10 protein-coding genes are annotated in these 12,275 nt (G+C 64.6%); 6 read left to right on the forward strand and 4 right to left on the reverse strand.

Annotated features, from left to right (window positions below):
• The first annotated feature begins 191 nt into the window (after nucleotides 1-191).
• A complete protein-coding gene (locus tag PMI42_RS23325) occupies nucleotides 192-950 on the forward strand; it encodes a transglycosylase domain-containing protein (RefSeq protein WP_008138605.1) in 759 nt (252 codons plus the stop codon).
• A 9-nt stretch (nucleotides 951-959) separates the two neighbouring features.
• Here PMI42_RS23325 and PMI42_RS23330 read toward each other — a convergent pair whose 3' ends face one another.
• Both PMI42_RS23330 and PMI42_RS23335 read right to left on the reverse strand, forming a co-directional pair.
• The gene (locus tag PMI42_RS23330) at nucleotides 960-1,646 is read right to left on the reverse strand and encodes a DUF2848 domain-containing protein (protein WP_008138606.1); all 687 of its coding nucleotides are present in this window, start codon (nucleotides 1,644-1,646) and stop codon (nucleotides 960-962) included.
• A complete protein-coding gene (locus PMI42_RS23335; protein ID WP_008138607.1) occupies nucleotides 1,639-2,988 on the reverse strand; it encodes an amidase in 1,350 nt (449 codons plus the stop codon). Before PMI42_RS23335 ends, PMI42_RS23330 begins: the two co-directional genes overlap by 8 nt.
• 178 nt (nucleotides 2,989-3,166) lie before the next feature.
• On the opposite strand from PMI42_RS23335, the gene PMI42_RS23340 reads away from it, so the two are divergent.
• From PMI42_RS23340 to PMI42_RS23355, 4 genes are all read left to right on the forward strand, one after another.
• Complete coding sequence (locus PMI42_RS23340) at nucleotides 3,167-3,580, forward strand: Zn-ribbon domain-containing OB-fold protein (RefSeq protein WP_008138608.1); 414 nt, start codon at nucleotides 3,167-3,169, stop codon at nucleotides 3,578-3,580.
• 4 nt (nucleotides 3,581-3,584) lie between these two features.
• Entirely contained in the window at nucleotides 3,585-4,724 is a 1,140-nt protein-coding gene (locus tag PMI42_RS23345) for a thiolase C-terminal domain-containing protein (RefSeq protein ID WP_008138609.1), read from the forward strand.
• Between the two features lie 158 nt (nucleotides 4,725-4,882).
• Nucleotides 4,883-5,797 carry an SDR family oxidoreductase gene (locus tag PMI42_RS23350; RefSeq protein ID WP_008138611.1) on the forward strand — a complete coding sequence of 305 codons (915 nt, stop codon included), beginning with the start codon at nucleotides 4,883-4,885 and terminating at the stop codon, nucleotides 5,795-5,797.
• Between the two features lie 124 nt (nucleotides 5,798-5,921).
• Nucleotides 5,922-7,034, forward strand: a complete 1,113-nt coding sequence (locus tag PMI42_RS23355) for an SMP-30/gluconolactonase/LRE family protein (protein ID WP_008138613.1) — start codon at nucleotides 5,922-5,924, stop codon at nucleotides 7,032-7,034.
• Between the two features lie 57 nt (nucleotides 7,035-7,091).
• Here PMI42_RS23355 and ppc read toward each other — a convergent pair whose 3' ends face one another.
• Nucleotides 7,092-9,890, reverse strand: coding sequence for a phosphoenolpyruvate carboxylase (gene ppc, locus PMI42_RS23360; RefSeq protein WP_008138615.1), 2,799 nt, complete (start codon nucleotides 9,888-9,890; stop codon nucleotides 7,092-7,094).
• Between the two features lie 1,019 nt (nucleotides 9,891-10,909).
• Here ppc and PMI42_RS23365 point away from each other — a divergent pair.
• Nucleotides 10,910-11,725: a hypothetical protein gene (locus tag PMI42_RS23365; RefSeq protein ID WP_008138618.1), complete on the forward strand. Its 816-nt coding sequence runs from the start codon at nucleotides 10,910-10,912 to the stop codon at nucleotides 11,723-11,725.
• A gap of 68 nt (nucleotides 11,726-11,793) precedes the next feature.
• Here PMI42_RS23365 and PMI42_RS23370 read toward each other — a convergent pair whose 3' ends face one another.
• Nucleotides 11,794-12,198 carry a YccF domain-containing protein gene (locus PMI42_RS23370; RefSeq protein WP_008138619.1) on the reverse strand — a complete coding sequence of 135 codons (405 nt, stop codon included), beginning with the start codon at nucleotides 12,196-12,198 and terminating at the stop codon, nucleotides 11,794-11,796.
• Nucleotides 12,199-12,275: the final 77 nt, after the last annotated feature.

A 12,275-nucleotide genomic window follows, 5' to 3' on the forward strand; every position in this document is an offset into this window, starting at 1 on the left:
CCCGGAATCCATACTCCCGATCGTGGTTATGGATTCCGGGCTCGCGACTTTGTCGCGCCCCGGAATGACAGAAGCGGGTGTGGCAGATCGTGGCCTTCACAGCCACCCGATTTCCGTGCGGCCCAACGGCCCCAATTCCGTCCGGTTCCAACGCGAATTTGTGCCCGCCCCGCTCGTTCAGTCTGCACCTGATGCGCAAATTTCTCGTCGTTGTTGCCAAGGCGATGCTGGCCCTGCTCTCTCTCGTGGGTGTGGGCCTGCTCGCCTTGTCCGCTTGGCTGGTCTGGCACTACGGTTACGGCATCGGACTTCCGACCGAAGCCCAGCTCGCGGCGGTTTCGCCGACTGGCCCATCGTGCAGGAGCGATCCCAGGCGCGCCACTATCCCCCTCGCGGATATCCCGCTCCTGCTCCGAAACGCGGTGATCGCTTATCAGCAACCCAATTTCTACGATGCCTGGACGTTGAATCCAGTTGCCGAGATCGCGTCAGGCCTGATCACCGGCCGCCGCACGAGACCGGCCGGCATCACGCAATCTGTCGCGCAATGCCTGGTCTTGCTCTCCCCGGGGAACGACCGACAAATCGATCCCATCGCCACGATCTACTTCATGCAGCGCGTCACACGCAGCCTGTCCCGCGACAGGATCCTCGAGATCTATCTCAATGAGAGCTATCTGGGCCGCAGTGCATATGGCGTTGCGGCGGGGGCTGAGGCCTACTTTGGCAAGACGCTCGCGGAGCTTGAGATCGACGAAGTTGCGTTCATCCTGACGCGTGCGCGATGGCCGTATCCCGGTCGAACGTTCGACACGCGCACGCGCGACCACGCCATCGATCGCATGCAGACGGCCGGATTGATCGGCGAGACGCAGGCTGCAGCGGCCAAGAGCCGGCCGCTGCTTCTCAAGGAGGCGCCGGGCACCCAGGCCCGGCCCGTCAACCCATGACGATTCCGATCAGCCCCTCACCGGCAGCGTCGTCACATCATACCCGTGCTTGATGGTCCGCTTCAGCACGGGGTCTTCCAGCTCGAAATCGAAGCGTTCCGCCGGGCGGATGCCGCCCTTGGCGGCGAAGGTGCCGCCGAACATGGCGCAGCCGTCGGGGAACTTATTGCCGTCAAAGCCGCGCGCGATGAGGTCAGCGACTGGAAGCATCGCGTCCAGCGTGCCCTCCTGGTAGAGCACGCGCTCGCCCTTGATGGTGGCGAAGGAGCGCAGGATCATCTTGTCCCAGTGGCCGATGACGTCTTCGAGCTCCCACAGCGTGGATGCAATCGGCTTGTCGCACATCTGCTTGGAGACCGTGACGTTGTAGGCCTCGACCTTGCGGTCGGTGTGGTCGGAGCCGCAGCCGACGAAGATGCGGCCCTGCCAGCCGATCAGCACGAACTCGACCTCGCCGGAGGAATCGCCGCCGCAGCATTCGATGCTGTTGTCCTGGGTCAGCCGCCGCGCCGAGGCGCGGTAGTAGATTGGGGTCGAGGCCGGCGGGGCGATGCCCATCTCCTGCAGCTCCTTGATGTGCTTGTCGCGCGCGACGGGATCGCGGCCGGTCCAGCCGGCGATGACCATCTGGTCGATCGCCAATGTCAGCGGCGTGGTGGTGTCCTGGGCGTCGACGGTGAAAGTCAGGTCAAACACGAATTACGGCCTCCATGCCGGCAGCAAGTTCAAAGATACGACGGTCCGAGCCACCCGCGCCTGCAAGCATCAGGCCGACGGGAATTTCGCCTTCGCGATGCGCGGGCAGCGAGATGGCGCAGCCGTCGGTCATGTTGATGAGGGTGCAATTGCGCAGCGCGCGCAAATTCTGCGTGGTGAACGCCTTGTCGTCGGCGAGATCGGCGATCTTCGGCGGCGTGTTTGCGGTGGTCGGCAGCACCAGGGCATCATAGGGCGCGATGCGCGCATTGACGCGGGCGATCAGCGAACGGCGCTCGTTGAGGAGATCGATGTAGTCGGCCGCGCTCTGCGCCTCGCCGCGCAGGATGCGGACGGAGACGCGGGGATCATAGACGTCGCCCTTGGAGGTGATGAGATAGCGATGCCAGGCGTAGCTCTCGGATGCGGCAAAGCCACCCTTGGCGTTCATCGGGCCGATGTCGTGGAATTCGGCCATCTCGATGCGTTCGATGATGGCGCCGTGATCGGCCAGCGATTTCAGCGCGCGCTCGAAGGTCTCGGAGACCTCCGCGTCGAGGTCGTCGAGCGCGATCGTGGTCGGCACCGCCAGCCGCATGCCTTTTACCGGCCGCGGCTTCAGGGCAACGATCGGCTCGTTGGCGAGCACCGCATCGAGAATGGCACAGCAGCTGACCGATCGCGCCAGCGGCCCGATGCTGTCGAGCGAGAAGGACAGCGGCACCGCGCCGTCGAGCGGCACGCGGCGCTGCGTTGGCTTGTAGCCGACGATGCCGTTGAAGGCGGCCGGAATCCGGCAGGAGCCGCCGGTGTCGGTGCCGAGCCCGCCATGCGCCATGCCGTCGAACACGGAGACCGCGGCGCCCGAGGACGAGCCGCCGGGCACATGCCCCTCGGCCCGGTTCCAGGCGCCCTTCGGCGTGCCGTAATGCGGATTGATTCCGATGCCGGAATAGGCGAACTCGGTCATGTTGGTCCGCCCGATCAGGACGAAGCCGGCCTTGCGCAGCCGCGCCACCGTCGCCGCATCCTGCTCGGCAGCCGGGGAATCGTCGAGCGCGCGGGAGCCGGCGCGCGTCACCTGGCCCTTGATGTCGAACAGATCCTTGATCGAGACCGGGATACCGGCATAGCGCGACGGCGCCGCTTTCACCTTGCGCAAGGCATCCATCGCGTCCGCGGTCGCGAGCGCGGCGTCCTTGTCGACATGGATGAAGGTGCGCTGACCTTCGCCGGCGGGATCGGCGATCCTGGCGATGCACGCCTCGACCAGTTTTCGGGAGGTGGTGCGGCCGCTTTCGAGGTCGTCGGCGAGCTTCGCCAGTGTCGGAAAATCGGGCATGTCTGTCTCACGGAATATTTGCGCGCGCAATCTATAGCGCCGCCTCAGTTCGACACAAGCATTGTGCGCATGATGGCATGCATGCGCATTGCTGGACCGTTGACGCGCCATGGTCGATTGTCGCATCAAGATCGAAACGGGCGGGCGTGAAGCCTGCCTTTTGGGAGGGGTCTCCGAGATGGCCGAACCGCAGCGCGCGCGACCGAAACCGACGCCGGAGACCCAGCATTTCTGGGACGGGACGAAAGCGGGCGAATTGCGCCTGCAGCGCTGCGACGCCTGCGCGCATGTCTACTTCCCGCCGCGCCCGTTCTGCCCGTCCTGCGCCTCGCGCAAGGTCTCTGTCTTCAAGGCGAGCGGCAAGGGCTTCCTCTACAGCTATGTGATCAACCACCGGCCCGCTGCGCCCGGCTTCACGCCGCCTTACGCGATCGCCGTGGTCGAGCTTGCCGAGGGGCCGCGGATGATGAGCAACATCATCGACTGCCCGCAGACGCCTGAGGCGCTCGCACTTGACATGAAGCTCGAGGTCGCCTTCGAGGCGCTCGACGACAAGATCACCCTCCCCGTCTTCCGTCCGGCGAAGGGTTAAGGCCATGCGCAGCAACCAGGTTGCCGTCGTCGGCGCGGCCGAGACCACCGAACTCGGCGTCATCCCCAACATGTCGCAGCTGCAGCTTCATGCGGATGCAGCGCTCAATGCCATCGCCGATGCCGGGCTGAAGCTGTCCGACATCGACGGCTTCGCCACCGCGGTCGAAACGCCGCAGCAGGTCTGTCACTATCTCGGCATCAAGCCGACCTGGGTGGACGGCACCTCGGTCGGCGGCTGCTCGTTCATGCTGCACGTTCGCCATGCGGCGGCAGCGATCGAGGCCGGCCTGTGCAAGACCGTGCTCATCACCCATGCCGAGAGCGGCAAGTCGATGATCGGCAAGGCGCCGCGCTCGATCCCGGCCGACAGCCTGCAAGGCCAATTCGAGGCGCCGTTCGGGGTCTACGGGCCGCCCAGCATGTTCCCGATTCCGGTGCTGCGCTACATGAAGACCCACGGCATCACCCATGAGCAGATCGCCTCGGTCGCGGTGGTGCAGCGGGAATGGGCGGCGAAGAACCCGCGGGCGATGATGAAGGACCCGATCACGGTCGCCGACGTCCTCAACTCGCGCATGATCGCCTATCCGTTCCGGCTTCTGCAGTGCTGCCTCGTCACCGACGGCGGCGGCGCGCTGATCCTGACCTCGGCCGACCGGGCCAAGGACTTTCCGCGCAAGCCGGTCTACATCATGGGTACCGGCGAGAGCGTCGAGACGCCGATGGTCAGCCAGATGGAGACTTTCAACTCGTCGCGCGCCTTCACGACCGCCGGCCCGCTGGCGTTCAGGGAGGCCGGCATCGCGCACAAGGACGTCGATCATCTCATGATCTACGACGCCTTTGCGCATCTGCCGCTGTTCGGCCTTGGCGACCTCGGCTTCATGCCGCACGAGGAAACAGGCAAGTTCATTGCCGACGGCAACACGCGCCCCGGCGGTAAGCTGCCGCTCAACACCAATGGCGGCGGCCTGTCCTACATGCATTCGGGCATGTACGGCATGTATGCGCTCCAGGAGAGCGTGCGGCAGATGCGCGGCATCGCGCCGGCGCAGGTGCCGAACGCGAAGATATCGGTGTGCCACGGCGTCGGCGGCATGTTCGCGGCATCAGGCACGATCGTGTTTACGAACGAGAAATGAGGCTGTCATTCCGAGGCGGAGCGAAGCGACGAGCCCGGAATCCATAACCACGATCGGGAGTATGGATTCTCAGATGCGCAATTGCGCATCATAGCTCGCGCCGAGTGGGCGCGCCCCGGAATGACGGCGGAAATTGGAACGGCTAGCGGAGAACCAACATGAGCAAATCACTGCAAGACAAGGTCATCATCGTCACCGGCGCAGGCCGCGGCATCGGGCGCGAGATCGCGCTGCTCTGTGCTGGCGAGGGCGCCAAGGTCGTCGTCAACGACCCCGGTGTCGCCGCCGATGGTGCCGGCACCAGCGCCGCGCCCGCTGAGGAGGTGGTCGAGGAGATCAAGAAGCGCGGCGGCATCGCGGTGCCGAATTTCGAATCGGTCGCGGAAGCCGTCCCCGCCAGCAAGATCGTGAAGACCGCGACGGACCATTTCGGCCGGCTCGACGGCGTCGTCAACAATGCCGGCATTTTGCGCGACATGATCTTCCACAAGATGAGCGTGGAGGCGTTCGAGGCCGTCATCAAGGTCCATCTGATGGGCTCGTTCTATGTCAGCCACGCCGCCGCGCGGATTTTCCGCGAGCAGGAGTCCGGCTCCTTCGTGCACTTCACCTCGACCTCCGGCCTGATCGGCAATTTCGGCCAGGCCAATTACGCCGCCGCCAAGCTCGGCATCATCGGTCTCTCGAAGTCGATCGCGCTGGACATGGGCCGCTTCAACGTCCGCTCCAACTGCGTCTCGCCGTTCGCCTGGACCCGCATGATCGGCACCATCCCGACCGAGACCGAGGCCGAGAAGGCGCGCGTCGAGAAGATCAAGCAGATGGGCCCGGAGAAAATCGCGCCGATCTGCGCCTATCTGCTCTCCGACGCCGCCAAGGAGGTTTCCGGCCAGATCTTCGGCGCGCGCATGAACGAGCTGTTCCTGTTCAGCCAGAACCGCCCGCTGCGCTCGGTTCATCGCAGCGAAGGCTGGACGCCGCAGACGATCGCGGAACACGGCATGCCGGCGCTGAAGGGCTCGTTCTACAAGCTCGATCGCTCCGCCGACATCTTCCCGTGGGATCCGGTCTAAGCGTCTAGCCGGATTTCCGGCATCCCTGCCCTGCGATCTCCGGTTGTCTTGTCCGGAGATCGCCCCGCTTTACGCCCGATTGCCGGCGGATGGTGTCCTCCCAACAAAATCTTGGGAGGAAACCATGACAAGAATACTGACCAACTCCGACGACACGACTGCAAGCGGCGGTCTCGGCCGCCGCACGCTGCTCAAGGGCGCAGCTGCGCTCGCCGCGTCCACCGTCCTCGCCTCGACCGCGGACGCCCGCGACTTCGGCGCCAATGCCGAGCCGCAGCGCTATCCCGACCCAGATATCATTGCCATCGATCCCAAGCGCTTCAAGGCCAAGGTCGGCAACACCGCGATCAAGCGGCTCTACACCGGCTGCCTCTGGGCGGAGGGGCCGGCGTGGAATGCGCAGGGGCAATATCTCGTCTGGAGCGACATCCCGGCCAACCGGCAGCTGCGCTATCTCGACGACGACGGCCACATCTCCGAGCAATTCCACAAGCCGTCGAACGAGGCCAACGGCAATTCGTTCGACACCGAGGGACGCCAGTTGAGCGCCGAGCGCACCCGCCTCGTCCGCTACGAACACGACGGCTCGGTGACGACGCTGGCCGAGCAGGCGGGTGGCAAGCCGCTCAACGGCCCGAACGACATGGTTGTGCATCCCAACGACAAGGCGATCTGGTTCACCGATCCCGGCTATGGCGCGATCAGCATCTACGAGGGCAAGCTCGCCAACACCGGCTCGCTGCAGCCCCACCAGAAGGAAGCCGTCTATCGCCTCGACACGCAGACCGGACAGATTGCCAAGGTCGCGGACGAGCCGTTCAAGCCGAACGGCATCGCGTTCTCGCACGACTACAAGAAGCTCTATGTCTGCGACACCGGCATCACGCATTATCCGCAGGCCGAGAACGTGGTGTGGTCCTACGACATCGACGGGGCGAAACTGTCGAACCCGAAGCGGCTGATCGACATGAAGCTCGACGGCAAGTCGGGCTTCCCCGACGGATTGCGTGTCGATACCGAAGGCAACATCTGGGTCGGCGCCGGCTGGGTCGGACCCGGCTATGACGGCGTGCAGGTGTTCGCGCCAAACGACGGTGCACGCATCGGGCAGATCCTGTTGCCGGAGACCTGCGCCAACGTGTGCTTCGGGGGCAAGAAGCGCAACCGCCTGTTCATGACCGCGAGCCAGTCGCTGTATGCGGTCTATGTGGAGACGCAGGGCGCGCATTTCTGCTGAGATGATGAGTGTCGTTCCGGGGCGCTCGAAGAGCGAACCCGGAACGACGGGCTTGAATTACCCCGTATTCCTTAACCCCGCCGAGATGCCGTTGATCGTCAGCTGAATCCCGCGCAGCACCTGCTCATCCGGGTTCTGCGCGCGATGCTCCTTGAGCAACTCCACCTGCACGTGGTTGAGCGGATCGAGATAGGGGAAACGGTGGCGCACCGAGCGCTCCAGCAGCGGGTTGCCCTGCAGCAACCGGTCCTGGCCCATGATGTCCAGCAGCGTCTCGATGCAGGAATGCCATTCGCGGCGGATGCGGCTGAAGATTTTCTCGCGGAGCGCCTCGTCCTGCACCAGTTCGGCATAGCGCGAGGCGATCGCTATCGAGCTCTTGGCGAGCACCATGTCCATGTTCGACAGCAGCATGCGGAAGAACGGCCATTCCTTGTAGAGCTCTTTCAGGAACGGCATGCCCTTGTCGGGATGCTCCGCGATCCACTGCTCGACCGCGCTGCCGAAGCCGTACCAGCCCGGCAGCATCAGGCGGCATTGCGCCCATGAAAACACCCAGGGGATCGCGCGCAGGTCTTCGATCGCGCGGGTCTTCTTCCGCGAGGCCGGACGGCTGCCGATGTTCAGCGTCGCGATCTCGTTGATGACGGTGGAGCCCCAGAAATAGTCGACGAACCCGTCGGTCTCGTAGACGAGGCCGCGATAGGCCTTGAAGGCGAGGTTCGACAGCTCGTCCATCGCGGTCAGATATTCGCGGCGCGGCGCGCTCTGCCGCGGCTGCAGCAGGCTCGCATCCAGCGTCGCGGCCGCCAGGATCTCCAGATTGCTGCGGCCGACTTCCGCGTTGGAATATTTCGACGAGATGATCTCGCCCTGCTCGGTGATGCGGATCTGGCCGTTCACGGCGCCGCCGGGCTGGGCGACGATGGCGTCGTAGCTCGGCCCGCCGCCGCGGCCGACCGAGCCGCCGCGGCCATGGAACAGGCGCAACCGCACATGGTGGCGCTCGAACACGTCGACGAGGCCGATCTCGGCCTTGTAGAGCTCCCAGCCCGAGGTGACGAAGCCGCCGTCCTTGTTGCTGTCGGAATAGCCGAGCATGACCTCCTGCACGCTGCCGCGGCTGTCGACGAGCCGGCGGTAATCGTGCAGCGACAGCATGCGGTCCATGATGGCTGAGGAGGCCTGCAAATCCTCGATGGTCTCGAACAGCGGCACGATGTTGATGGCGCTGCGGCCGGAGGGATGGACGAGCCCGACCTCTTTCAGCAGCACGGCCACTTCGAGCATGTCCGACATGCCCTTGCACATCGAGATGATGCACTGGGGAATGGCGTCGGAACCGAACTTCGCATGCGCTTCTGCTGCGGCATGGAAGACGTTGAGCTCGCCCATGGTCTCGTCGCTGTATTTGACGAATGGCGACACCAGCGAGCGCGTCGAGCGCAGCTCGTTGGTGAGCAGCGAGATGCGCGCGTCCTCGCCCAGCGCAAGATAGGACATGCCGGGGTTCGCGGCGTCCATCAGCTCGGCGATGGTGCGCTCGTGCACCGCGGAATTCTGCCGGATGTCGAGCCGCGCCAGATGGAAGCCGAAGCAGTCCACCGCGCGCCGCAGCAGCCGCAGCCGGCCGCGGGCGATGACGCGGGCGTTGTTGGAGATCAGCGAACGATGCAGCACGTCGAGATCGGCCTGCAACTCCCTGACGCTCTCGTAAGGCCTGCCCTTGCCGACGGGCCGGCGGGTGATCTCGACCTCGAGCGCTTCGGCCGTCGCGGTCAGGCGCGCATAGATGCCGGAGACCGCGAGACGATAAGGCTCGCCGCTCCGGTGCGGCGAGGTGTCGGGGGACCGCTCCGCGAGGTTGCGCAGCTCCTCTGAGACGTCGGCGAGATGCGCCGCGATCGACAGCTCGGAGCCGAGCACGTGCAGCTCGTTCAGATAGAACTGCATCACCCGGCTCGACTGCAGCCGCAGCGTGCCGCGCATCACGTCGGCGGTGACGAAGGGATTGCCGTCGCGGTCGCCGCCGATCCAGCTGCCCATGCGCAGGAACGAGGCGAGCTCGCTTGCGGCCGCCTCGCCGCCCTCCTCCAGCCGGTCTTCGAGCACGTTCACCAGCCGCGGCACCTCGCGCAGGAAGGTGTAATCGTAGAACGACAGGCCGTTGGCGACCTCGTCGAGCACGGTGAGCTTGGTCCGGCGCAGCAGATTGGTCTGCCACAGCGTCAGCACCTCGCGGCGGAGCTGCTCGTCGCTGGCGGCGGCTTCGTCCTCGGTCAGCGCGACCCGCTCGCGGCGGTCGAGCAGAGCTGCGACCTCCATCTCGCGGTCCATGGTGCTCTTGCGGCGGACCTCGGTCGGGTGCGCGGTCAGCACCGGGCTGACCAGCGCGGTCTTGAAGAAGTTGCGCAGGGCCTCGGGGCCGATGCCCGCGGCCTTGGCGTGGGCCAGCGTGTCCGCCAGCACGCCGGAGCCGCCATTCCTGGCCGCGGTACGGGCGCGCATCTGGCGGATGTTGTTCTGGTCCTCGGCGATGTTGGCGAGATGGGAGAAATAGCTGAAGGCGCGGACGATCCGCACCGTCTCGGAGATCGACATGCTGTCGAGGATCTGCTCGAGCTCGCGGCGGGCGAGCCGGTCCTCGTCGCGGTGGAACCGGATCGAGGTCTGGCGGATGCGCTCGACCAGATCGAACACATCGGCGCCCTCCTGGTCGCGCACCGTGTCGCCCAGGATCCGCCCGAGCAGGCGGATGTCATCCCGCAGCCGCGCGTCCGCTTCCAGCGCCTGGACGTCCTCCGGGCGGTTCAAGCGTTGATCGGCGGCGTCGGATGGTACGGTCTGGAGGGACATTGGCTCGCTCCCTGGTTCGAGCTCGCTTGGCTCCCCGGCCAACTGAGTGTGCAAGTTTTTTGCCGCAGCGCAAGGTGAAGTTGGGGGCGGTGCGGCAAACATCGCGGGTCACGAGCGGGAATGGGGTTGGCGCGTGCTTCCACGATCCCGCGGCGCAGGCGCCCGAGCTTTGCGGTCGGTTTCGCCCTCATCGAGAACAAAGGGCGCAGGGAAGGCCGGGCGCCGGCTGGCACCCAAGGTCCGCATACGGGAAACGCACGCGGGGTGACCACAGGTGTTGCCGGTCGCCCGGCCTTCCCTGCGCAATGGTTTTACGGCTTATGGCGCGCTCTCCCCGGGGAGCGATGCACTATTGCCCCCGTCGCCTTGCGGATGTGAGATGCGCGCGCCGGTCGGCCGCCACATCACCGCAAGCCTTGACGCACAGACCCCGGGCGTCAGGACCACACGCTTTTGCCGTCCGCGGACGTCCCGCCCCGGACACCCGGAAGCTCGCGCGTGCTCGCCCCCGGAGCCGAAAGGAAACGCTGTGACCGCGCCGTGTCGTGCCGCGGATCGCGATGACTCACGGGGACTACCCGCCCTGCCATCCGTCACGCGCCGGCGCTGCCGCGTCCATCGCATCCCGGCCTGCGGTTCGTGACGATCGCGAAACGCCCCTTTGGCGGGCCGGGATGGTTTGCGGTTTACCCGAAACTTAGAATTCGGTCAATCAGAATATCTCTGGGCCCGTCCCTTGACCTGCATGTGGCGTGTTTTGCCCGTCGGGCAACGCGAGGAATTGTGTGAAGGCGTAGCGACGGATGAGCATCGCAGTCCCAACACGGTCCGATGTTCGCTCTGCCGGGGCGAGCCGCCCAGCGGCAGCCGTCGCACCGTCCAGCTCTGGGCCACTTGCGAATATTCTGCCGGCCTGGGATGTGAGTTAAGAAAAGCTTCGCCCCGCGGGCTACCCGACTCGACAACCATAGATAGACGTGATGTAAATTTGCCTAATTTGGTCAGTCTGGAGCGCTGATATGCAAGCCCCCAAATGGATCGAGTTTAGGAACGCCCTCTTCTACTTTTCATCCATAGCCCTCAATCTGTTCTTCTTTATGCTGGCTATTGAGTACGTGGTACAAACAATCAGTATCAATTCCGGGCGTATTTCCGATTTGGCATTAATCGATTCGAATCTCAAAGCCTCGGCCGTCGAGTTGACGCAGAATCGAACCGCGGAAGACGTCGCTGCCATTCGTGACGCAATCAGGGACAATACCAATAGGCGTACGAAGCAAAAGAAGGAAATGGACTACGGGATCGAGAAGCATCACCACCTAGGGCTCTACGATTGCTTCTCTGGGCGTGACCCCGATTGTTTTCATCGAAACTCCAGCTGGTCCAACACCGCTCAACTAGGCCTTGCGGCGGGCATCCTCGGCGCATGTTTGTCATTCTTCGTTCTGCTTCGAAACGACGCGGTTTCCGGGCAACCAAAGATGTGGACGCTATCCACGCTGATCTCGCTCGTTTGCACACTTCCGATAGGCGGTGCTATCGGGTTGCTGGTCCTATTCCTCCTCTTGGGTTCTACGGGCACCGTGCTGACGCAGGTCTCCGGCGTGGTTCAAGTGGAAAGCCCATTTGGAGTCGCATTTGCTTGCACCTTCGCGGCGCTGTTTTCAGAGAGACTTATCCAAACTCTTTCACGCCTTCTCGATAACATGAAAATCACTGCCTCTTCGACGAAGGCCGAAGTCCGCCCCCCAGATGCAGGGCCGAGTTTCAGTCCGGTTGAGTCCAAAAGCCCCAGCTCCGCGCGGTTACCGCATGAGGCCGTCAGGGGTCCATAAGCCGACGAGGCTTCCGACCGGCGCGACTTCCGCTCCGCCACCTGGACCAACGTTTCCGATCACACACCTCACGCCGGCACGATCACCTTGCCGATCGGCCAGAGCGCGATGCCGGCGAGCTTCAGATGGGCCCAGGCGAAGGGGATGCCGATGATGGTGACGGCGAGGACCAACGCGGTCAGGAGGTGGCCGAGCGCCAGCCACCAGCCCGCCAGCACGAACCAGATGATGTTGCCGATCACCCCGAGCGGCCCGGTGCCGATGTCCTCGACACCGGTGACCTCGTAGCGGCTGACCGCGCGCGAGCCGAACGGCATCAGCGTGTAGACGGCGATGTTGAACGCCGCCCGCGCCCAGGGCAGGCCGATGATGGTCACGGCCATGATGACCGCAGCGACCAGCCAGCCGAACGCCATCCAGGCGCCGCCGATGAGGATCCAGAGGATGTTGAGCAGGATGGAGACGGGGGTCATGGGATTATCCGCGGTCAATGACCCCACCTATATAGGTGTGAAGATCGTCGCTGCGAAGGTGGCCATCGGCTCCCGCC

This window comes from Bradyrhizobium sp. YR681 (assembly GCF_000282615.1).
GTDB lineage: Bacteria > Pseudomonadota > Alphaproteobacteria > Rhizobiales > Xanthobacteraceae > Bradyrhizobium.